The organism is Actinomadura montaniterrae, from assembly GCF_008923365.1.
GTDB classification, from domain to species: domain Bacteria; phylum Actinomycetota; class Actinomycetes; order Streptosporangiales; family Streptosporangiaceae; genus Spirillospora; species Spirillospora montaniterrae.
The window spans coordinates 48,562-69,497 of record NZ_WBMR01000024.1; the positions used below are offsets into that span (position 1 = coordinate 48,562).

The following is a 20,936-nucleotide window of genomic DNA, read 5'->3' on the forward strand; positions in this document are numbered from 1 at the left end:
CCGCCCTCGCCCGCGCCTGAACGAGGGCGGCACGCCGCAACTCAACGGGAGGTGGTGAGGAAGCGCTTGGCCCAGCGGTAGTCGGCCTTGCCGCTCGGCGAGCGGACGACCGCGTCCGTGAACGCGACCAGCGCCGGGATCTTGTAGCCGGCGAGGTGCGCGCGGCAGTGCGCCCGCAGGTCCTCGGCGGTGGCGGACGCGCCGGCCCGCAGCTCGACGACGGCGGCGACCCGCTCGCCGAACCGGTCGTCCGGGACGCCCGCGACCAGCGCGTCCATGACGGCGGGGTGCGCCTTGAGGGCCTGCTCGACCTCCTCGGGGAAGACCTTCTCGCCGCCGGTGTTGATACAGCCGGAGCCGCGGCCGAGCACGACGGTGGTGCCGTCGGCCTCGACACGGGCCATGTCGCCGAGGATCGCCCACCGCGTCCCGCCGATCACCGGGAACGTGCGGGCGGTCTTCTCCGGGTCGTTGTGGTAGCCGAGCGGGACGTGCCCGGACCGGGCGACGACGCCGATCTCGTCCGAGCCGGGCGGGATCGGGTTCATCGCATCGTCGACGACGGTGAGGCGCGGGGTCGGGGCGATCCGCATCAGCCCGTCCGCGCCGACCTGGATGCTGCCGTCCACCCCGGACTCGGACGCGCCGAACCCGTTGTTGATGTACACGCCGGGGATGAGCTCGGCGATCTCCTCCTGGACGCTGCGCGAGAAGATCGCGCCGCCCGAGCCGACGACCTTCACCGAGGACAGGTCGTACCCGGCGCCGTGCGCGCGGATCGCGTCGGCGAGCGGGCGGGCGATCGCGTCGCCGACCACCGTGACGATCATCGGCTTCTCACGCTCGATCCGGCGCAGCGTCGCGACCAGGTCGAAGCGGCGCGCCAGGATCACGTGGGAGCCGGTGAACAGGGCGATGAGCAGCGTGTACGCGGCGGCGCCGTGCATCAGCGGCATCGTCAGCAGGTAGCCGAACCCGGTGCCGGCCTTCGCGGCGGCGGCCAGGTCCTCGGCGGTGAGGTGCGGGTCGCCGTACGGGTTCCCGCCGCTGACGGCGGCCATGTAGAAGTCCTCGTGCCGCCACACGACGCCCTTGGGCAGCCCGGTCGTCCCGCCGGTGTAGAGCACGTAGTGGTCGTCGGGGCTGCGGCCCTCGCGGAGGGACGGGTCGGCTTCGCCCGGTTCGGCGTCGTAGTCGCGAACGCTGATCCGCGACGGCCACTCCAGCCCGCCACCTGCAGCGCCGCCTGCCACGTCGTCCGTCGCCGCGCCCGCCGTGCTGCCTGCGGCCTCGTTTCCGGCGGCCGCGTTTCCGGCGGTTTCGTTTCCGGCGGCCTCGTTCCCGGCGGTCGTGTCCGGGCGGACGATCTGGACGTGGCGGAGGGCGGGGCAGTCGTGCGCGACGCGCGCGGCGGCCGGCGCGTACTCCTCGTCGACGACGAGGGCGGCGAGCCCCGCGTCGGTGTAGAGGTGGTGCAGCTCGCGGTCGGTGTACCGGTAGTTGATGTTGACCGGGACGGCCCTGGCCTTCAGGCAGCCGAGCATCGTCTCGACGTACTCGGTGCCGTTCGGCATGTGGACGCCGACGTGCTCCCCTGGGCCGATGCCCGCGGCGCGCAGCGCGCGCGCCACGGTGTCAGCGCGCGCGTCGAGCTGCTCGAAGGTCAGCCTTCGCGCGCCGCAGACCACGGCGAGGCGGTCCGGCACGGCCGCGGCCACCGCCTCGAACAGGGTCGCCAGCTGAAGTGTCATGGCGGCGAGACTAGAATTCGTTCTCGTTGCTGGCAAACGCCGTCCCACTCACCGGTCCGCGCTGACCACGAGGACGGGCTGGGCCCGCTGAGCGGGACCGTCGCCGCAGGCCAACTAGAATACGTACTAGTCTCCGGTCCGGCCGAAACGCACGGACATACCGGGAGCACCGATGAACGCTGACCTCTCCCTGGCGGGCCGCACCGCCATCGTCACCGGCGCGGGCGCCGGGCTGGGGCGCGCCGAGGCCCTCGCGCTGGCCGCGCAGGGCGCCAACGTCGTCGTCAACGACGTGGGCCCGGCCGCCGAGAAGGTCGTCGCCGAGATCACCGGGGCGGGCGGCAGCGCGATCGCGGTCACCGGGGACGTCGGCGACTGGTCCATGGGCGACACCCTCGTCTCCGCCGCCGTCGACACCTACGGCTCGCTGGACGTGCTGGTCAACAACGCCGGCGTGCTGCGCGACAAGATGCTGTTCAACCTGTCCGAGCCGGACTGGGACGACGTGATCCACGTCCACCTGAAGGGGCACGCGGCGGTGTCGCGCGCCGCGGCCGTGTACTGGCGGGCGGCGAGCAAGGCCGCGGGCGGCCCCGTCTACGGCCGCGTGGTCAACACCGCGTCCGAGGCGTTCCTGTTCGGGTCGGCGGGCCAGCCGAACTACTCCGCCGCCAAGGCCGGCATCGTCGCGCTCACCCTGTCCACGTCCGCCGGGCTCGGCCGCTACGGGGTCCGCGCCAACGCGATCTGCCCGCGCGCGCGCACCTCGATGACCGAGGCGACCTTCGGCGAGGGCACCTCCCCCGGCGGCCTGGACGCGATGGCGCCCGAGCGCGTCGGCACGTTCGTCGGCTACCTCGCCTCGCCCGCCGCGGAGAAGATCAGCGGCCAGGTGTTCATCGTGTACGGCGACATGGTCGCGCTGATGGCCGCGCCGACCGTCGAGCAGAAGTTCACCGCCGCGGACGGCGTGTTCTCCGTCGAGGAGTTCGGCGCGCAGGTCACCCCGTACTTCGCGGAGCGCGACCCGCACCGGACCTACGCCGCCTACAGCGTGGCGAAGCTGGACACCACCGGCACCAACGCCGGCTGACCCCGCGGACGCCCGAAGGCCGCCCCCGGCGCGGAGGGGCGGCCTTCGGCGTCTGCCGGTCACACGACCGTACAGCTCGGAAGACGGTACAGGTCAGAAGACGGACGGGCCCCGGAGGGTCGCCTCGGCGCCGCCGTCCACGTAGATGACCTGGCCCGCCATGTGCGAGTTCGCGGGCGATACCAGCCAGGCCAGCGCCTCGGCGATGACGATCGCGTCGGCGTAGCCGTTCAGCGGCATCGGCACCGCCTCGTTCATGATCTTGAACATCTTCTCGTCCTCGAACAGCGGCGCGCTCATCGGGGTCCGGACGACGCCGGGCGCGACCGCGTTCAGCGGGATCCCGGCGCCCGCCCACTCCGGCGTCACCGACACGCGCCGCAGCCACTGCGCGAGCGCCGACTTCGACGACGGGTAGAGCCGGTTGCCCTGCTTCGCCGCCAGCACCCGGTCCGCCGCCGCGAGCGCGGCGGGCTCGTCGCCCTCCAGGCAGGCGCGCAGCACCGCGTCGTCCACCGGCTGCGTCCCGGAGATCGAGCCGACCACCGCGGCGCGCGGCGCCTCCGCCTCGGCGAGCGCCGGGCGCAGCCCGTCCAGCAGCGCGACCGCGCCGAAGTAGTTGACCTGGACGGTCAGCGGCGTCGGGCCGGTCACCCCGGCGCAGGCGACGGCGCCGTCGAGCGCGCCGCCGGAGCGTTCCAGCACCTCCGCGACGGCCTGCATCCGGCCCTCGGCCGTGCTCAGGTCGGCGCACACCTCGGCGTCGCGCAGATCGACCCCGACGACCTCGTCGCCCTGCTTGCGCAGCAGCTCCGCCAGCGTCTTCCCGATGCCGGAGGCCGACCCGCTCACGGCGATGGTGCGTCCCATGTACGTCTTCCTTTCGATGTCCCGGACGAGGGCCGCGAGGCCGGACGTGCCGGGGGCTACAGGTGCGAGCCGCCGTCGACGCGCAGCTCGGCGCCGGTCAGGTAGCCGGCGTCGGACGACCCGGCGAACGCGATGACGGACGCGATCTGCGCGGGATCGGCGACCCCGAACGGCGCCACGATCCGCGCGAAGTAGCTGAGGTCGGTCCCCTTGGGGAACATGTCGGCCCTGGTCAGCGGGGTGTCGACGGTTCCGGGGGAGATCGGCACGACGCGGATGCGGCGCGCGGACAGCTCGGCCGCGAGGCTCAGCGAGAACGCCAGCACGGCGCCCTTGGACGCCGAGTAGGCCGTCATGTACGGGTTGCCCTGCGTCGCCGACAGCGACGAGGTGGTGATGATGACGCCGGTGCCGTCCGGGAGGTGCTTGAGGGCCTCCCGGCAGAACAGCGCGGTGCCGACGAGGTTCACGTTGAAGATCCACGTCAGGTCGGCGACCGACAGCGTCCCGATCGGGGTGGTCTTGTGCACGCCCGCGACGTTGACGAGGACGTCGATGCCGCCGAGCGTGTCCGCGGCGTCGGCGACCGCGGCGATCACGGCGGGCTCGTCGGTGACGTCGGCGACGCGCGTGGCGACCGTCCCCGGGCCGGGGGCGCCGGCGGCGGTCTCGGCGAGCCCGTCCGCGGACCGGTCCACGGCGTAGACCGCGGCGCCCTCGGCGGCGAGCCGGTGCGCGGTGGCCCGTCCGATGCCCGACGCGGCCCCGGTGAGGAGCACTTTCACGCCGTCGTAGCGATTCATGCCGGAACGCTAACCGCGGCCCGGTACGCCCCGCCGGGACGATCCCGATGAACGGGAGCGCCTACTCGGGGGCCTTCCCGGAGGTGTTCCCCGCGGCGTTCCCAGGCGCGTTCCCGGGGGCGTTCGAGCGCGGCGCGAGGAGGAGCTTGCAGGCCAGCCGGATGTCGCTCTCCACGTCCGCCATGGACGCGCGCCCGTTCAGGCTCGACTGGAGCACGCCGTACCAGCACTGCATCAGCAGCCGGACGAGCGTGACGTCCTGCGCGGTCGGCACCTCGATGCCCACGGCGCGCAGCAGGATCTCGCGGAAGGTGTTGTCGATGTGGACGGTGTCGGCGACGGTCGCGACGTGCGCGGTGTTGGACGCGTGCAGCATCGACGTCGACAGCACCGGCTGCGCCATCAGGTACCGGCTGGCCTGCACCAGCAGGTCGGCGACGGCCTCCTCGGGCGCGGTGTCCGGGTCGGGCTCGGTGACCTGGTCGCGGAGCCGGTCGACCTGCGCGGCCATCACGCCGGTGAACAGGTGGACCTTCGACGGGAAGTACCGGTAGAGGGTGCCGATCGCCACGCCGGCGGCCTTCGCCACCTCGTGCATCTGGACGCGCTCGAGGGACTTCTCCGCGCCGATGCGCGCCGCCGCGCGCAGTATGCGCTGGCGGCGGTCGTGCTGCTCGGGTGAGCTCGGCTCGGCGGACAGCCTCGCCGACGCGATCCTCGCCACGATCCTCCCCCACGTCCTTTCCGGTGCTGACAAGGAACAATATCCGGAGTCCCGGCACGTCCCGCGATCGTCGATACCGGTCAGTGGGACCGGGCGTCCCGGTGCGCCGCGCCCCCGCTTACCTTGTGGCCGCGCCAGCACCCGAGGCTCGGAGGGGACGTCACGTGGGAAACGCCGGGGAATCGTGGGACGACGAATACGACGTGGTGGTGGCCGGTTCGGGGGCCGGCGCGATGGCGGGGGCGCTCGCCGCGGCCTCCGCCGGGCTGCGGACGGCGGTCCTGGAGAAGACGGGGGTGCTCGGCGGGACGTCGGCGTACTCGGGGTCGGCGATCTGGCTGCCCGGCACGAAGGTGCAGGAGCGGGCCGGGATCGGCGACTCGGCCGAGTCGGCGCGCACCTACCTGCGGGCGCTGATCGGCGACGGCACCGCCGCGCACCGGGAGGCGTTCCTGGAGACGGCGCCGGAGCTGGTGGACTTCCTGGAGCAGGACCCCGCGATCGAGTTCGAGTTCCAGCCGTTCCCCGACTACTACGACGCGCCCGGCCGCATGGACATGGGCCGGTCGTTCGTCCCGCTGCCGCTGCCCGCCGAGCGGCTCGGCGACCTGGCCGGGCTCGTCCGGCCGCCGGTCGACCGGGACCGGGCGGGGCGCGGGCACTCCGCGTCCAAGCCGCTCGTGCAGGGCCGCGCGCTGATCGGCCGGCTGCTGCTGGCGATCACCGCGACGGGCAACGGCGACGTCCGCACCGGCACCGCGCTGACGGACCTGGTCGTCGAGGACGGCGAGGTCACCGGCGTCGTCGCGGCGACGCCGGACGGCCCGCGCCGGCTCCGCGCCCGGCACGGCGTGCTGCTCGCGGCCGGGGGCTTCGAGTCGTCGGCCGCGCTGCGCGGCGAGCGCGGCGTCCCCGGCGGCGCCGCCTGGACGATGGCCCCGGACGGCGCCAACACCGGCGACGCGATCACCGCCGCCGTCGCGGCGGGCGCGTCCACCGGCCTGCTGGACCAGGCGTGGTTCTGCCCCGGCGTGCTGACCCCGGACGGCCTGCCCGCGTTCACGCTCGGGTTCCGCGGCGGGCTCGTCGTGGACGGCTCGGGCCGCCGGTTCGCCAACGAGTCCCTCCCGTACGACCAGATGGGGCGGCGGCTCGCGGCGGCCGAGGGACCGTTCCACCTGATCTTCGACGCCCGCTCGAAGGGCCTGCCGGCGATCTCCGTCCCGCCCGTGGCGCTGGAGGAGCAGGTGGCGTCCGGCACGTGGGTCGAGGCGGGTTCGCTCGCCGACCTCGCCGCGAAGACCGGCCTGCCCGCCGGCACGCTCGCCGCGACCGTGGAACGCTTCAACGGTCTCGCCGCCAAGGGCGCCGACGAGGACTTCCACCGCGGTGAGGACCCGTACGACCTGTTCTTCACCGGCGGGAAGCCCGGCCTCGTCCCGGTCGATGAGCCGCCGTACTACGCCGCGGAGATCGTGCTCAGCGACCTCGGGACGAAGGGCGGGCTGCGCACCGACCCCGACGGCCGCGTCCTCGACGGCGCCGACCGCCCCATCCCCGGGCTGTACGCCGCGGGCAACACCAGCGCATCGTTCACCGGCCCCGTCTACCCCGGGCCGGGCATCCCGATCGGATCGGCGATGGCCTTCGCCTACCGCGCCGTCCAGGACATGAGGAGGAACCGCACGTGAGATTCGCCAGGGGGCGCCTGACCGCCGCCGCCACGGCCGCCGTGGCCGCCGCCGGGCTCGCCGGCACCGCCGTGCCCGCGCACGCCGATCCCGGGCATCGCGGGACGCTGCTGGCGAGCGCGCCGCTGCACACCGCCGCCGCGCTGCCGTCCGCCTCCTTCACCCGCGCGATCCGGTACGTCTCGGAGGGCGTGGGCGGCAGGCGGATCGCGGTGACGGGCACCGTCGCCGTCCCGAAGGGCAAGGCGCCGCGCGGCGGCTGGCCCGTGCTCAGCTGGGCGCACGGCACCACCGGCACCGCCGACGCGTGCGCGCCGTCCCGCGACACCGCCACCGGCCCGGCGCACGACTACCTGTCGATCACCGAGGGCTACCTCGACAAGTGGGTGGCGCGCGGCTTCGCCGTCGTCCAGACCGACTACGAGGGCATGGGCACGCCGGGCGGGCACCCGTACATGAACGGGGCGAGCGAGGCGAACACCGTCATCGACATCGTCCGGGCCGCGCACGGCGTCGACCCGCACATCGGGCGGACCTTCTACGTCGCCGGGCACAGCCAGGGCGGCCACGCGACGCTGTTCACGGCCGCCGAGAAGACCCGCGACGTCCGGCTGAAGGGCGCCGTGGCGATCGCGCCCGGGTCGCACATGGCGGAGACGGCGACGTACGTCCAGGCGCAGTACCCCGGTGCCGAACTGGCGGTGCCGTTCCTGTTCGTGCTGCTCAACGGGGCGAAGGCGGCGAACCCGTCGTTCCACCCGGAGGACCTGCTGACCCCGGCGGCCGCGAAGGTCCTCGAATCCGGGCAGCGCGACGCGTGCCTCGCCCAGCTGAGGGAGGCCGGGTCGGCGATCCCGCTGGACCAGGTCTTCCGCCCGGACGCCGACCTGACCGCGTTCGAGACCTACTTCAACGCGCAGGAGGCCACCGGCCTCGACCTGCGCGTCCCGACCCTCGTCGCGCAGGGCACCGCCGACACGTCGGTCTCCCCCGCCGCGACGAAGGCCCTGGTCGCCGACCTGTGCAAGCGGTCCCCGGCCATCGCGTACCGCGAATACGCGGGCGCCGACCACCGTGCCTCCATCAACGCGTCCTTCGACGACGCGCTGGCCTTCGTCCGGACCCTCCAGTCCGGAGGAACCCCGCCCACCACCTGCTGACGGGACCGCGTCCGCTCACGGCGAGTCGTCGTTATGGAGCCGCCCATAACGACGACTCGCCGCATGCCAGCGGCTAGGCGGCGCGGGGGAAGTGGCGGGCGAAGAAGAGGACGGCGTTGTCCACCTCGAACCTCGGGAGTTCCTTGTGCGCGCCGGCGTTCGCGTGCAGGGTCTTCTCCTTCGAGGCGAAGGCGTCGAAGAGCGCGAGACCGGACTCACGCGGGATGTGCTCGTCGTCCCACTGGAGGTCGAACTCGATCGGGACGGTGATCCGCCGCGCCGCGTCGGCCAGCGCGTCGGGCCAGTGCAGGCCGAAGACGGCGGCGGCGATCCGGGGTTCGGACGCGACGAACGGGACGCCGATGGCGGTGCCCATGTTCAGGCCGAAGAAACCGACCGGCCCGCCCGGGCCGATCTCCGGCAGTTCCTGAAGGGCGTCGAGGGTCGCGCGGTACTCCGGGACGGCCTGCTCCGCCAGGTGGGCGTTGTACCGGACGACGATCGGCCCTTCCGGCTCGCCCGCCGCCCGCGCCCGGAACAGCTCGGCGATCTCCCGCTCGTCGTGGGGCGTGCGGGGACGGTCGCCGTGCCCGGGCGCGTCGATGACGGCGACGTGGAAGCCGCAGCCGGTGACGAGGCGGTGCGCGCGGCCCGCCATCGCGGGCGACTTCTTGTGGTTGCCGCCGCCGTGGGCCATCAGGATCAGGGGCGCGCGGCCGGTGCCGGACGCGGGGGACCAGAGGACGCCGGGAACGCCGTCCACGGTGAAGTCGCGTTCGCGGACGCCGTTCGACGACGTCTCGGCGGTGAAGTGCAAGGAATGCATGGTGTTGCCTTTCGGGAGTGCCTTTTTCGGGCGCTCCCGGCGACACCTGTGTCAGCCGTAAGACCGTGACGAAAGGGGGAGCACCCACCTCGATCCAGCGTTCATGGGTCTCACCTCCTCGCGTTCCTTCACGATCCCGTGCAAGCTACCAGCCCGGCCCCATCCCGCCCAAGCCCTTTTCCCGGCGTCAGACGAGGTTGTCCTCCACCGCGAGGCCGAACTCGCCGCGGCCGTACATCGACAGCGCGTGCTCCACGTCGTTCGCCACGTGCACGCTGCCCGCGTGCGCGTCCCGCCAGGCCCGCTCGATCACGTTGCCGCGGTGCAGCGAGTTGCCGCCCGCCGTCTTGAACAGGATGTCGATCGCCTCGATGGCCCGCTCGGTGCCGCGCACCTGGTCGCGGCGCGCGCGCAGCCGCAGCTCCATCGGGATCTTCTCGTTGCGGACCGCGTACGCGTAGATCTCCCGGACGTTCCGGTCGGTCTGCAGGATCGCCGCGTCGATCTCCGACGCCGCCCGCGCCACCGCGACCTGCGCGAACTGGTCCTCGACGAACCGGCCGCCGCCGAGGCTGAGCCGGATCCGGTCGCGCATCCGCTGCACGTACAGGTCGTGGCAGCCCGCCGCCATCCCGATCACGCTGGCCGCGACGGTGGTGGTGAAGATCGTGCCGAACGGCAGCCGGTACAGCGGCCCGGTGTTGACCTTGCGGCCCGCGGTGCGCAGCTGCGCCTGGTCGAAGTTGCGCATCGCGCGGTGCGCGGGCACGAACGCCCGCTCCACCACGATGTCGTCGCTGGCGGTGCCGCGCAGGCCCATCGAGTCCCACACCTGGCGGATCTCGTAGTCCGCCTTCGGGATCAGCACGGTCATGAAGTCGACCGGGCGGCCCTCCGCGCCGACGACGAGGCCGCCGAGCAGCGCCCAGTCCGCGAACTCGCAGCCGGACGAGAACGCCCACCGCCCCGACACCTCGAACCCGCCGTCCACGGGGGTGAGCCGGCCGATCGGCGCGTACGACGAGGCGACCAGCACGTCCGGGCCCGGCTCCCACACCTCCTGCTGCGCCTCGTCCGGGAAGAGGCCGAGGTGCCAGGAGTGGACGCCGAGGACGGCGGTGACCCAGCCGGTGGAGCCGCAGGCGCCGGAGACCGCCCTGACCACCTCGTAGAAGGCGACCGGGTCGTCCTCGGCGCCGCCGTACCGGGACGGCTGCAGCATCCGGAACACCCCGGCGGCGGTGAGCTCCTTCATCGTCTCGGCCGGGATGCGGCCCTTCTCGTCCACGGACCGGGCCCGCTCGGCGATGCCCGGCAGCAGCTCCCGCACGGCTTCCAGGACCTCGTTGCTCATGCCCGCTCCTCGCTCCCGCCTTTTCCGTTCCGGCCCTCGCAGGACACCATGTCACCGTGCCGCCGCGGGGACGCGCGTCCCGGCCACTGAGACTTCCGGGACCGGACCGCGGCGCTCGACCTACCGTTCGAATCACCCGTCCATCGCTGAAGGGATGATCCACGTGACAGCAACCGAGCCGGACGCCGTCCGCAAGATCGAGGCGGAGGCCATCTCCTCCCGTTTCGCCCGGGGATGGCACTGCCTCGGGCTGGCCGAGAAGTACAAGGACGGCAAGCCCCACACGGTGAACGCGTTCGGGCAGAAGCTCGTGGTCTTCACCGGTGAGGACGGCAAGACCAACGTCCTGGACGGCTACTGCCGGCACATGGGCGGCGACCTGTCGGACGGCACGGTGAAGGGCAACGAGATCGCCTGCCCGTTCCACGACTGGCGCTGGGGCGGCGACGGGCGCTGCAAGAAGATCCCGTACGCGCGTCGCGTTCCGCTGCGCGCGCGCACGGCGGCGTGGCCGACAATGGAGAAGAACCAGCTGCTGTTCGTCTGGAACGACCCGGAGGGCAAGCAGCCGCCGGACGACGTGACGATCCCGCTGATCGAGGGCGCCACCCGCGACGACTGGACGGACTGGCGCTGGACGGAGCAGGTCGTCCACACCAACTGCCGCGAGATCATCGACAACGTCGTCGACATGGCGCACTTCTTCTACATCCACAACTCGTTCCCGACGTACTTCAAGAACATCTTCGAGGGCACCGTCGCGACGCAGATCATGAAGGGCAAGAGCCGGCCGGACGCGCGCCGCGAGAGCAGCGGGAGCGGCGGGCCGCGGATGCTCGGCAACAGCTCCGTCGCGTCGTACCACGGCCCGTCCTTCATGATCGACGAGCTGACGTACCACTACGAGGGCTACGACCTGAACTCGGTGCTGATCAACTGCCACTACCCGATCGACGAGAACTCGTTCTCGCTGCACTCGGGGATCATCGTCCAGCACAGCGACAAGCTGCCGCCGGAGGTCGCCGAGGCCACCGCGGAGAAGCTGTCGACGTTCATCCTCACCGGGTTCGAGCAGGACGTCGCGATCTGGAAGCGCAAGGCCCGCATCGACAACCCGCTGCTGTGCGAGGAGGACGGCCCGGTCTACCAGCTGCGCCGCTGGTACCAGCAGTTCTACGTGGACGTCGCCGACGTGCAGCCGGAGATGACCGACCGGTTCGAGTTCGAGATCGACACGACGCGGCCGGTCGAGTCGTGGGAGAAGGAGGTCGAGGAGAACCTCGCGCGCCGGGCCGCCGAAGGGGCGTCGGCGTGACGGTCCGCCAGGACGAGCGGCTGGTGGACGGGCCGCTGCTGCCCGTCCGCTGCCGCCGGTGCGCCGCGCAGGTGCTGGTGCGCAAGTCGAGCTGGGAGCAGACGAGCATCCAGTGGACGGCCGAGGCCCGCGCCGCCTGCCCGGAGCTCGCCGCGGACCCGTTCGAGACGTGCCCGGCGCTGCGCTCGGCGATCCAGGAGGCCGCGCTGACCGGGTCGATCACGGTGATCGATGAGTGACGCGCTGGCCGGCCGGTCCGCGATCGTGACGGGCGCCGGCGACGGCATCGGGCGCGGCATCGCGCGCCGGTTCGCCGCGGAGGGCGCCCGCGTCCTCGTCGCCGAACTGAACGTGGACGCGGGCGAGCGGGTCGCGCGGGAGCTGGCCGAGGAGTTCGGGGCGGACGCCCGGTTCGTCCCGACCGACGTCACCGACCGCGCGCAGGTCGAGGCGATGGTCGCGTTCTGCGCCGACCTGTGGGGCGGCGTCGACGTCCTGGTCAACAACGCCTGGGGCGCCGGGACCGTCAGCCGCGTCGAGACCAAGACCGACGAGCAGCTCGCCCGCGGCTTCGCGATGGGCTACTACGGCCCGTTCTGGGCGATGCGCGCCGCGTTCCCGCACATGAAGCGGCGGGGCTGGGGCCGCGTCATCAACATGTGCTCGCTGAACGGTGTCAACGCGCACATGGGCACCCTGGAGTACAACTCGGCGAAGGAGGCGCTGCGCACGCTGACCCGCACCGCCGCCCGCGAGTGGGCGCCGACGGGCGTCGTCGTCAACGCCGTCTGCCCGGGCGCGAAGAGCGCCGCGTTCCGCCGGATGGCGGCCGAGCATCCCGAGATCGAGGCCGCCGCCGACGCCGCCAACCCCATGGGCCGCCTCGGGGACCCCGAGACCGACATCGCGCCGGTCGCGGTGTTCCTGGCCTCCGAAGGCGCCCGCTACCTGACCGGAAACACCCTGTTCGTGGACGGCGGCTCGCACATCAACGGCGTCGCCTGGACCCCGGACCTGGACGGAGAACAATGATCGACCGCTATGGCCCGTGGGCCGTCATCGCCGGCGGCTCCGAGGGCGTCGGCTCCGCCTTCGCCCACCGGCTGGCCGACGCGGGGCTGAACCTCGTGCTGATCGCCCGCAAGCCCGGGCCGCTGGAGCGCACCGCCGAGGAGGTCCGCGCGAAGGGCGTGGAGGTCCGCACCCTGGAGCTCGACCTCGTCGCGCCCGACCCGCTGAAGCGGATCCGCGAGGTCACCGACGGCCTGGACGTCGGGCTCCTGATCTTCAACGCGGGCGCCAACAGCTACGGCCACGAGTTCGTGTCCGGCGACCTGGACCGCTTCCAGGGCGTCATCGACCTGAACATCACCGCGCAGCTCGCGCTCACGCAGCACTTCGGCGCGCTGATGAAGGAGCGCGGCCGCGGCGGGATCCTGCTGGTCGGCTCGCTCGCCGGCTACATGGGGCAGCCGCAGATCAGCATCTACGCCGCGGTGAAGGCGTTCGGCCGCGTGTTCGCCGAGGGGCTGTGGCTGGAGCTGCGCGAGCACGGCGTGGACGTGCTGGAGCTCGTCCTCGGCGTCACCCGCACCCCGGCGATGGAACGTGCCGGCCTGAACATGGACATCCCGGGCCTGAACGTCGCCGAGCCCGACGACATCGCCCGCGAGGGCCTGGAGCACCTGTCCGACGGGCCGGTCTGGGTCGCGGGCGGCAATTACAAGGCCGCCCAGAAGCGCGCCGGCTTCCCCCGCGACGCGCTGGTCGCGGGCGCCCACGAAGCCATGAAGCGCATGCTCCCGAAGCCTTCCTGACCGCATTCACCGGGGCGACCGCTGTCGCCTCGTTCAGCGGGGTCGGCCGCCGTCATGCCGGGCCGTCGACGTGTGACGCGTAGAGCCGCCTGAGCAGCAGGTTCAACTGGGCGCGCTCGGCCTGGTCGAGCGCGCGCAGGAACCCGTCCTGCTCCTCGGCCGCCGCGTCGGCGACCACCGTGACCAGCGCCTTGCCCCGCTCGGTGAGCGCGACGGTGCGGCGGCGCCTGTCCGCCTCGTCCGGGCGCCGCTCCACCAGGCCGCGCCCGGCGAGCGCGTCGAGCACCGCGACGATGTTGCGCGCGTCCACGGCGACGAGCCCGGCGAGGCGCCGCTGCCCCTGCGGGCCGTGCTCCCCGAGCGTCACCAGCACCGCGTACTGGCCCTGCGTCAGGTCGTGGGCGGCGAGGAACGCCGTCCACGACCGCGCGGTCAGCGAGCCCAGCCGGGCCAGGAGGAAGCCCGTCCCCCGCTCGTACGCGTTCACGTCCCCATCGTAGCTATTAGACATGCATCATGTGCTTTGATAGACATGGTTCATGTCGATTCGTCATGCGCGCGTCCCGGTCGACGGCCACTACCTGCACGTCGCCGAGTCCGGCGCCCCGGCCGGGCGGCCGTTCCTGTTCCTGCACGGCTGGCCCGAGTCGTGGCGGACATGGACGGGCGTCATGGAGGCCGCGCCGCCCGGCGCCCGGCTGATCGCCATCGACCTCCCCGGCATCGGCGAGTCCACCGGGCCCGCCACCGGCGGGTCGAAGGCCGCGCTCGCCGCGATCGTCCACAGCCTTGTGGAACACCTCGGCCTGGCCGACCTCACCCTCGTCGGCCACGACGCCGGAGGCATGGTCGCCTACGCCTGCCTCCGCCGGCACGACGCCGCCCGCGTCGTCATCATGAACACCGTGATCCCTGGCGTGCCCCCGTGGGACGACGTCCTGCGCAACCCCTACATCTGGCACTTCGGCCTGCACGCCGTCCCGTCGCTGCCGGAGACCCTCGTCCGGGGGCGCGAGCGCGAGTACTTCGACTACTTCTACGACGTGCTCTCCGTCGACCCGTCACGGCTCACGCCGGAGTCGCGGGACGCCCACGCCGCCGCGTACGGCGGCACCGCGCTCACCGCCGGCTTCGACCTGTACCGCGCGTTCGCCCAGGACGCGCAGGACAACACCGCCGCCACCGGCCCCGTCTCCACGCCGCTCCTCTACCTGCGCGGCGACGGCGAGGGCGGCGACATCGACGCCTACGCGCGCGGCTTCCGCGACGCCGGCGTCCGCGACCTCACCACCGCCACCATCGAGGACGCCGGCCACTTCGCCCAGGAGGAGCAGCCCGCGCGCGTCTGGTCGCGGATCTCGTCCTTCGCCGGGTGAAAGATCCGGGGATCCCATGACATGTGCAGGTGACCGCCGAGGAGGCCACATGCGGAGGATCCCCGCCCATGGATAAAGAGGAGTTCGCGGCCGTCTACGCCACGACCTACCGGGCGCTGCTCGGCTACGCGCTGCGGCGCTGCGACACCCCCGAGGACGCCGCCGACGTCGTCGCCGAGACCTTCGTGATCGCCTGGCGGCGCGCCGCCGACGTCCCCGCCGGCGACGAGGCGCGGCTGTGGCTGTACGGGGTGGCGCGCCGCGTCCTCGCCAACCACCGGCGCGGCCTGCGACGCCATGCCGACAAGACGGCGGCGCTGCGCGCCGAGCTCACCGCGCCCGTCCACGACGACTCCCCCGTGACCGAGGTGTTCCGCGCCCTCCCCGACCGCGACCGCGAACTCCTCACCCTCGTCGCGTGGGAGGGACTGTCCGTCCCCGAGATCGCCGCGGTGCTCGGCTGCTCCCGCAACGCCGTGAGCATCCGCCTCCACCGGGCCCGCAAACGCTTCGCGCGCGCGCTGCGCGCCGCCGGAGTCGACCAACCGGGGCCGGGCAGGCCCGTTCTGAGGAGCGAACTGGCATGACGTACCCGGTCGACGACCTCGTGGCGTCCCTGAACCCCGTCCGCGACGGCGACATCACCACGTCCGACGAGACGGCCCGCGCCCTCCTGACCGCCATCACCACGGAAACGCCCCCGACCCCGGCCCCGCGCCTCCGCTTCCGCCCACGCCTGCGCCTGCGTTTCGCGGTCGCCGCCGCCGTGGCCGTCGCCGCCGCCGCGGCGCTCATCATCCTTCCGGCCCGCGACGCCGGCCCGCTGCGCAGCTACGCCAACGCCGCCGTGCGGATCGACGTGACCGGCGACGACGAGTACGAGGTCGAGGTCAAGGACGCCTACGCCGACCAGCGCGAGTTCCGCGAGGCGTTCGCGAGGTTCGGGCTGGACGTCCGGCTGCGGATCGTGCCGGTCTCCCCTGGCGAGGAACGCCGGATCATCCGCGTCGGCTCGCTGCACGCCCCGAGCGGCGACCTGCCACCGGGCGGTGTGACCGGCACGTCCGACACCGACCTGAAATGCCCGGCCGACCAGGGCACCTGCCCGCTCCGCGTCAAGCTCGGCGGCGCGATGTTCCACCTGGAGGGCGCCGACGTCGTCCTCGGCCGCAGGGCCCGGCCCGGCGAGCTCTACCAGGACGCCACCCCGGAGCCCGGCGACCGCCCGAAGAGCCTGCGCCTCACCGGCCGCACCGTCGGCCAGGCCCTCGTGGACCTAGACCGCCGCGGCCTGACCTGGGCGTTCAGCCTCGGCGCGTTCAAGCCGGACGGCTCGGGCAGCAGCTGGAACGCGCCCGCGAACTGGCGTCCCGCCGGCGACCGCCGGATCACCGGCGCCTGGATGCGCAGCTCGGACTCGGTCGGGCTCCTCGTCACCCCGGAACCGGGCGACCCGGCCCCCGACCCGAACAACTGACGCGCGCTTCACCACGTCGCCGGGAACATGCGGTGTCTGAGCAGGCGACCGACCCGCTCAGACGCCGCATTGACGTCCCCGCACGGGAACAGGAAGCGAGTTCGTCCTCGCCGCACCTCGCAGTAGGCCCACCCATAACCACGCACAGCGCGCGCGCCGACAACGACGCCCACGTCCTCGGCGACGCCACTCGCATAAATCCACAACAACGGCTCTGAAAAAGGGAAGCGGTCGTCGCGGTAGAACTTCACGCAACGCCATCCGTCCATCCGCACCGCGACGGACAAGTGGTCCAGATACCGGACGGCGATTTCGCGTCCCCGCCGCCTCAGCGGGATCCCTCCGGCCATCAGAAGGCGACCTCCGCCCAGACCCACTTGCCGGGCCGCGTCCGCTCCACCCCGCACCGGCTCGCCAGCGCCTGGACGATCGGGAGGCCCCACCCGCCCGTCCCGTCGTCGTGCCCCGCATCCAGCGCACACGCGTCGGGGACGATGTCGTCCAGCGTCATCTCCACGACCGGCTTGGCGACCGGCATCGCGTCCGAGGCGTCCCACACCATCAGCCGCACGACCCGCCCCTCCCGCACGAACCTGACCCGGATCTCCCGATCCGGCGTGCTTTGTATCGCATTTGCGACCAGTTCCCCGGCGATGAGATGAACGTCCCCCGCCAACGCCCGAAGCCCCCATTCGGCGAGCCGGAACTCGATCAGCGCACGCACCATTCCCGGCACCGTGGCCGCCGCCAGGCACACCACATCCAGTTCGCCCGAATTAGCGGCTTTAATCCCCATGACCTCCCCCTTCCTTCCCACGTTTTCCAGGACAAGAATGGGAGCGTCCGGCTACGTTGTCACCATTGCCCGAGAGGTTGGCAACTACCGCTCCCCCCGGAAGGCGGTCGATCATGGTCAGGCAGTCCCCCGACCCGGACGTGTCGCTCTACGCCCTCATCGCCTACTACCTGCGCTTCCTGCGCCTGAAGCACGACATGACGCAGGACGAGGTCGGAAAGATCATCGGCTGCACGAAGAGCCAAGTTTCCAAGTACGAGGGCGGCACCCGCCAAATCGACGAACGCGAGGCCGACATCCTGGACCAACTATGGGACACAGGCGGCATCCTCACGATCCTCCTGCGCTACGCCAAACTGGGCGTAGACCCCAACTGGTCCGAAAAGCTCCGCCGCTACCAGCGCAACGCGTCCGTCCTCCGCATCTACTACAACAACGTCATACCGATGCCCTTCCAGACCGAGGGCTACGCCAGATCGCTCCTCACTGCAGGGCACGACGCCCGACTGGTCGATGACGTCGAACGCGCTGTCGCGAAGCGCATGGAGCATCAGGAAGCGATGCTCGCCGACGATCCGGCGATCTGGGCGGTCTTGGACGAGGTCGCCCTCCGCCCGATGGCAGAGGCGGCGGTCATGGAAGAGCAACGCGATCTGTTGCTCAAGCTCAGCCTGCTTCGCCACGTCTCGATACGGGTGATCCCCGAGAAGGCTCTTCCCTACATCGGAGTGGACGGCGGGTTCAGCTGCTTCGAGCTTCCTCGCGGTCTCAGAGTGGCTTTCGCAGGGACAAGCCTTAACGTCGGCCGAGTCATAGAGGATCAAGTAGAGGCGGCCCGCGTGGCTGTACGCTTCGAAAAGATCGCAGCCCAAGCCTGTAGCGAAGTTCAGTCTCGCGAGTGGATATCAAGGATGCGCACATGATGACCTGGCGAAAGGCCAGCTACAGCGGAGCCGGCGGCACAGAGGAGTGTGTGGAAGTCGCGCGCCTCAGCGAAACCATCGCCGTCCGGGACAGCAAGAATCCCGAAGCGGAACACCTCGAACTCCCTCACCACGCCTTCGCCGCCCTCCTCGACCGCCTGAAGAGCTACCGACCGACCACCTGACGAGGCGCTGCCATGACGACCTGGCGGAAGAGCAGCTACAGCGGGCAAGGTGGCACGGGCGAATGCATCGAGGTCGCACGCCTTCCAGAAGCGATCGGCATCCGCGACAGCAGGGATTCTGGGGGTGGGCATCTTCGGCTCTCCCGGTCGGCGTTTGCCGCGTTGGTGGGTCGGCTCAAGCGCGGTTAGGGTCCGTTTCATGGACCTTGATGGGCTGGTGCTGCGGCCGTTCCGTGAGGACGACCTGCCGTTCCTGCGGGGCTTCGTCACGGATCCCGAGATCGCCGGGGAGTTCGGCTGGCACGGCTATGGCGATCCCTATCGCTGGGAGCGCCGTTGGCCGGAGGACGGCCTGCTCAGCGACGACAGAAGCATGATGCTGGTGGCGAACGGCGACGCCCGGCTCGGGTTCGTCGCCTGGAGCAAGGTCGTCGCCAGCCGCGTCACCCACTACTACAGTTTCGGGATCGGTCTGCATCCCGACGCCCGCGGGAAGGGCGTCGGAACGGAGGCCCAGCGGCAGCTCATCCGCTATCTGTTCGATTACTCGCAGGTCCACCGCCTGGAGGCGGACACCGAGGCCGAGAACATCGCCGAGCAGCGCGTCCTCGAGAAGCTGGGCCTCACGCGTGAGGGCGTCATCCGTGCCGCCGTGTTCCGTGACGGCGCCTGGCGCGACGGCATCCGCTACTCCATCCTCCGCACCGACCCCCGCCCCTGAGACGCGCGCGCTCGGAGGCCCGCAGCTGTGCGACGAGGACGGCCGCACGGTCTGGCTGGGAATGCTGGAGGTGTGGACGACACGGAGCCGTTGCTGACGTTCGGGCATGGGACGGCGGGGCGGGAGGAGCTCGTGCCGCTGCTTCGGGATGCCGGGGTCCGGGACGTGGTGGACGTGCGGACGGCGCCCGGCAGCCGCCGCAATCCCGACGTGCAGCGGGACGCGTTGCGCGAGTGGCTGCCCGAAGTGGGGATCGGCTACCGGTGGGAGAAGCGGCTCGGCGGCTTCCGCAAGGCCGCGCTCGACTCGCCCGACACGTTCTGGCGCAACGATTCGTTCCGCGGCTATGCCGGTTACACCCGCGACCCCGAGTTCGTGACCGCGATGGACGAGCTGCTGCCGGAGGCCGATCGGGAGCGGACGGCGGTGATGTGCAGCGAGTCGGTGTGGTGGCGCTGCCATCGGCGGCTCATCGCCGACTTCGCCGTCCTCGCGCGCGGCCATCCGGTGCTGCATCTGGCGCACGACGGCCGTCTCACCGAGCACCCGCCAACGTCGGGCGCCCGCCTGCGCCCCGACGGCCTCCTCGTCTATGACGGCGTGTAGTGCGCGGCTGGTCAGGCCTCGGGTTCGACGAGGAAGACCGGGTGGTGGCCGCCGGCGGCGAAGGCGTCGCGGACGAACGGGACGATCCGGAACTTGTGCCGGTAGGCGCGCAGGACGCGGGGCGTGCGGTCGTCGTCGATCTCGGTGAGGCGCACCGGACGGAGCCGCCGCCCGCGCCCGAGCCCCACTCGCCCGTCCGCGCGCGCGTTGCGGACCCATTGGGTTTCACCGAACGGCGAGACGAGCCACTGACGGCCTTCGAATTTCAGCAGGGCGACCGGCGCGGTGCGGGGCAGGCCGCTGCGCCGGCCGCGGGTGCGCAGCAGGACCAGCGGGCCCATCGGGACGCCCCAGCCGAGCAGGCGGAGCGGGCCGCGGCTCATCCGTGCCAGCTTCGGCGGGAGTTCGGCGGAGGCCATGGCGACTCCTTCGGTGCCACGGTGACGGAAGGCGTCCTCCCGCCACACCCAAGCGGGGAATCAATCTCCACTTAAGCGTGCCACGGGACCGCTCGGGCAAACAACCCTAAGCGGGGAAGTTTTCCCCGCTTCAGTGTTCGGCCTGAGGATCAGTCGGCGGACGTGTCCTGGACGGCCCGCTGGGTGGCCTGGTGGACGCGGACGGCCAGCACGGCGCGGGCGAACCGGGCGGCGAGCTCGCTGTCGAGGACGTCCGGGACCTGCTCGACGCCGATCAGCCCGCCGGGCTTGGCGATGACCGCGCCGGTCTCGCCGACGCGGACGCCCCGGTCCTCACCGATCTCCTCGACGGCCGGGAGGTCGAGGGCCGCGCGCAGGGTGTCCTGCAGCGAGCGGACGGTGGCGGCGTCCCGGTCGGCGCGCTCGGCGGCGATCTCGGCGCGCTGCTCGGCCCGCTCGATGCGGGCGTCGGCGCCCTCGGCGCGGGCGGCGGTCTCGTCGGCGAGCTTCTCGGCGCGGTCGGCGCGCGCGGCCTGCTCGTCGGCGCGGGCCGTCGCGGACTCTCGCTCGGCGGTGAGCCGGGCGGCCTCGGCCTGCGCGGCGGTCAGCTCCTCGCGCAGCCGCCGCTCGGTCTCGGCGGCGGCGTCGAGCCGGGAGCGGGCCTCGTCGAGCTCGGCGCGGGCCTCCTTCAGCTCGGCGTGCGCGGTGGCGAGGGCGGTCTGCTCGCCGGCGAGGCGGCCGGCGAGGGCGTCGCGCTCGTTCTCGGCGTCGGTGCGGGCCTGGTGCTCGGTCCGCCAGGCGGCCTCGGCGTGCTTGCGGAGCCCGTCGGCCTGCGCGGCCTCGTTGGCGGCGGTGGCGCGGGCCTGCTGGGCGGCGCCGGCCTCCTTCCAGGCGCCGGCCTCGCTCTCCTGCGCGGCGGCGACGCTGGCCTTCGCGGCGGCCATGCCCTTCCGCAGTTCCTCCAGCGCGGCGGCGGCCTCCTCGCGGGCGGCCTCGGCGCGGGCCTCGGCCTCGCGGGTGCGGGCGTCG

Annotated in this window: 25 protein-coding genes and 1 pseudogene; 15 read left to right on the forward strand and 11 right to left on the reverse strand. The window is 72.4% G+C overall.

Translation table 11 applies throughout. The features are described from left to right. Window positions 1-41: 41 nt before the first annotated feature. A complete protein-coding gene (locus F9B16_RS11835; RefSeq protein WP_151540067.1) occupies window positions 42-1,751 on the reverse strand; it encodes an acyl-CoA synthetase in 1,710 nt (569 codons plus the stop codon). A gap of 172 nt (window positions 1,752-1,923) precedes the next feature. Here F9B16_RS11835 and F9B16_RS11840 point away from each other — a divergent pair, with 172 nt between their 5' ends. Next, a complete protein-coding gene (locus tag F9B16_RS11840) occupies window positions 1,924-2,844 on the forward strand; it encodes a 3-oxoacyl-ACP reductase (RefSeq protein ID WP_151540068.1) in 921 nt (306 codons plus the stop codon). Between the two features lie 93 nt (window positions 2,845-2,937). On the opposite strand, the gene F9B16_RS11845 is transcribed toward F9B16_RS11840, so the two are convergent. The 3 genes from F9B16_RS11845 to F9B16_RS11855 form a co-directional block, all read right to left on the reverse strand. Next, entirely contained in the window at window positions 2,938-3,714 is a 777-nt protein-coding gene (locus F9B16_RS11845) for an SDR family oxidoreductase (protein WP_151540069.1), read from the reverse strand. Window positions 3,715-3,770: 56 nt separating this feature from the next. Then, window positions 3,771-4,517, reverse strand: coding sequence for an SDR family NAD(P)-dependent oxidoreductase (locus F9B16_RS11850; protein ID WP_151540070.1), 747 nt, complete (start codon window positions 4,515-4,517; stop codon window positions 3,771-3,773). 61 nt (window positions 4,518-4,578) lie between these two features. Continuing rightward, window positions 4,579-5,241 carry a TetR family transcriptional regulator gene (locus tag F9B16_RS11855; RefSeq protein WP_151540071.1) on the reverse strand — a complete coding sequence of 221 codons (663 nt, stop codon included), beginning with the start codon at window positions 5,239-5,241 and terminating at the stop codon, window positions 4,579-4,581. 164 nt (window positions 5,242-5,405) lie between these two features. On the opposite strand from F9B16_RS11855, the gene F9B16_RS11860 reads away from it, so the two are divergent. Then, a complete protein-coding gene (locus F9B16_RS11860; protein WP_151540072.1) occupies window positions 5,406-6,932 on the forward strand; it encodes an FAD-dependent oxidoreductase in 1,527 nt (508 codons plus the stop codon). After that, window positions 6,929-8,092 carry an alpha/beta hydrolase family protein gene (locus F9B16_RS11865; protein WP_151540073.1) on the forward strand — a complete coding sequence of 388 codons (1,164 nt, stop codon included), beginning with the start codon at window positions 6,929-6,931 and terminating at the stop codon, window positions 8,090-8,092. The genes F9B16_RS11860 and F9B16_RS11865 overlap by 4 nt, the downstream gene beginning before the upstream one ends. 73 nt (window positions 8,093-8,165) lie before the next feature. On the opposite strand, the gene F9B16_RS11870 is transcribed toward F9B16_RS11865, so the two are convergent. Together F9B16_RS11870 and hsaA are read right to left on the reverse strand one after the other, a co-directional pair. Continuing rightward, entirely contained in the window at window positions 8,166-8,918 is a 753-nt protein-coding gene (locus F9B16_RS11870; protein WP_151540074.1) for an alpha/beta fold hydrolase, read from the reverse strand. Window positions 8,919-9,105: 187 nt separating this feature from the next. Continuing rightward, on the reverse strand, window positions 9,106-10,272 hold the full coding sequence (hsaA, locus tag F9B16_RS11875) for a 3-hydroxy-9,10-secoandrosta-1,3,5(10)-triene-9,17-dione monooxygenase oxygenase subunit (RefSeq protein WP_151540075.1): 1,167 nt from the start codon (window positions 10,270-10,272) through the stop codon (window positions 9,106-9,108). 154 nt (window positions 10,273-10,426) lie between these two features. Between hsaA and F9B16_RS11880 the strand changes: the two genes are divergently transcribed. From F9B16_RS11880 to F9B16_RS11895, 4 genes are read left to right on the forward strand one after another with little or no spacing between them, the layout of a single operon-like run. Then, a complete protein-coding gene (locus tag F9B16_RS11880; protein WP_151540076.1) occupies window positions 10,427-11,587 on the forward strand; it encodes a Rieske 2Fe-2S domain-containing protein in 1,161 nt (386 codons plus the stop codon). Beyond that, the gene (locus F9B16_RS11885; RefSeq protein ID WP_151540077.1) at window positions 11,584-11,826 is read left to right on the forward strand and encodes a ferredoxin; all 243 of its coding nucleotides are present in this window, start codon (window positions 11,584-11,586) and stop codon (window positions 11,824-11,826) included. Before F9B16_RS11880 ends, F9B16_RS11885 begins: the two co-directional genes overlap by 4 nt. Beyond that, on the forward strand, window positions 11,819-12,619 hold the full coding sequence (locus F9B16_RS11890) for an SDR family NAD(P)-dependent oxidoreductase (RefSeq protein ID WP_151540078.1): 801 nt from the start codon (window positions 11,819-11,821) through the stop codon (window positions 12,617-12,619). Before F9B16_RS11885 ends, F9B16_RS11890 begins: the two co-directional genes overlap by 8 nt. Next, entirely contained in the window at window positions 12,616-13,404 is a 789-nt protein-coding gene (locus F9B16_RS11895; protein WP_151540079.1) for an SDR family NAD(P)-dependent oxidoreductase, read from the forward strand. The genes F9B16_RS11890 and F9B16_RS11895 overlap by 4 nt, the downstream gene beginning before the upstream one ends. A gap of 52 nt (window positions 13,405-13,456) precedes the next feature. On the opposite strand, the gene F9B16_RS11900 is transcribed toward F9B16_RS11895, so the two are convergent. Beyond that, complete coding sequence (locus F9B16_RS11900) at window positions 13,457-13,891, reverse strand: MarR family winged helix-turn-helix transcriptional regulator (RefSeq protein ID WP_192808737.1); 435 nt, start codon at window positions 13,889-13,891, stop codon at window positions 13,457-13,459. A gap of 52 nt (window positions 13,892-13,943) precedes the next feature. On the opposite strand from F9B16_RS11900, the gene F9B16_RS11905 reads away from it, so the two are divergent. From F9B16_RS11905 to F9B16_RS11915, 3 genes are all read left to right on the forward strand, one after another. After that, window positions 13,944-14,780: an alpha/beta fold hydrolase gene (locus tag F9B16_RS11905; protein ID WP_151540081.1), complete on the forward strand. Its 837-nt coding sequence runs from the start codon at window positions 13,944-13,946 to the stop codon at window positions 14,778-14,780. Between the two features lie 68 nt (window positions 14,781-14,848). Then, the gene (locus tag F9B16_RS11910; RefSeq protein ID WP_151540082.1) at window positions 14,849-15,367 is read left to right on the forward strand and encodes an RNA polymerase sigma factor; all 519 of its coding nucleotides are present in this window, start codon (window positions 14,849-14,851) and stop codon (window positions 15,365-15,367) included. After that, window positions 15,364-16,257, forward strand: a complete 894-nt coding sequence (locus F9B16_RS11915) for a hypothetical protein (protein WP_151540083.1) — start codon at window positions 15,364-15,366, stop codon at window positions 16,255-16,257. Before F9B16_RS11910 ends, F9B16_RS11915 begins: the two co-directional genes overlap by 4 nt. A gap of 8 nt (window positions 16,258-16,265) precedes the next feature. On the opposite strand, the gene F9B16_RS11920 is transcribed toward F9B16_RS11915, so the two are convergent. Both F9B16_RS11920 and F9B16_RS11925 read right to left on the reverse strand, forming a co-directional pair. After that, window positions 16,266-16,508: a hypothetical protein gene (locus F9B16_RS11920; protein WP_151540084.1), complete on the reverse strand. Its 243-nt coding sequence runs from the start codon at window positions 16,506-16,508 to the stop codon at window positions 16,266-16,268. A gap of 98 nt (window positions 16,509-16,606) precedes the next feature. Continuing rightward, window positions 16,607-16,984 (reverse strand): ATP-binding protein, encoded by a 378-nt coding sequence (locus F9B16_RS11925; protein ID WP_192808738.1) that lies wholly within the window; start codon window positions 16,982-16,984, stop codon window positions 16,607-16,609. A 182-nt stretch (window positions 16,985-17,166) separates the two neighbouring features. Here F9B16_RS11925 and F9B16_RS11930 point away from each other — a divergent pair, with 182 nt between their 5' ends. The 5 genes from F9B16_RS11930 (at window position 17,167) to F9B16_RS11950 (ending at window position 19,488) form a co-directional block, all read left to right on the forward strand. Continuing rightward, on the forward strand, window positions 17,167-17,976 hold the full coding sequence (locus F9B16_RS11930; protein WP_151540086.1) for a helix-turn-helix domain-containing protein: 810 nt from the start codon (window positions 17,167-17,169) through the stop codon (window positions 17,974-17,976). Continuing rightward, window positions 17,973-18,161, forward strand: a complete 189-nt coding sequence (locus F9B16_RS11935) for a DUF397 domain-containing protein (RefSeq protein WP_192808739.1) — start codon at window positions 17,973-17,975, stop codon at window positions 18,159-18,161. The genes F9B16_RS11930 and F9B16_RS11935 overlap by 4 nt, the downstream gene beginning before the upstream one ends. A 12-nt stretch (window positions 18,162-18,173) precedes the next feature. After that, the gene (locus tag F9B16_RS11940) at window positions 18,174-18,350 is read left to right on the forward strand and encodes a DUF397 domain-containing protein (RefSeq protein WP_151540088.1); all 177 of its coding nucleotides are present in this window, start codon (window positions 18,174-18,176) and stop codon (window positions 18,348-18,350) included. 10 nt (window positions 18,351-18,360) lie between these two features. After that, the gene (locus tag F9B16_RS11945) at window positions 18,361-18,882 is read left to right on the forward strand and encodes a GNAT family N-acetyltransferase (RefSeq protein WP_151540089.1); all 522 of its coding nucleotides are present in this window, start codon (window positions 18,361-18,363) and stop codon (window positions 18,880-18,882) included. 72 nt (window positions 18,883-18,954) lie between these two features. Then, on the forward strand, window positions 18,955-19,488 hold the full coding sequence (locus F9B16_RS11950) for a DUF488 domain-containing protein (RefSeq protein ID WP_225991566.1): 534 nt from the start codon (window positions 18,955-18,957) through the stop codon (window positions 19,486-19,488). 11 nt (window positions 19,489-19,499) lie between these two features. Here the strand turns inward: F9B16_RS11950 and F9B16_RS11955 are convergent, their stop codons facing one another. Continuing rightward, window positions 19,500-19,907 carry a nitroreductase family deazaflavin-dependent oxidoreductase gene (locus tag F9B16_RS11955; RefSeq protein ID WP_151540090.1) on the reverse strand — a complete coding sequence of 136 codons (408 nt, stop codon included), beginning with the start codon at window positions 19,905-19,907 and terminating at the stop codon, window positions 19,500-19,502. Between the two features lie 149 nt (window positions 19,908-20,056). Further along, window positions 20,057-20,936: pseudogene (locus F9B16_RS50815) on the reverse strand (hypothetical protein); the annotation flags it as partial.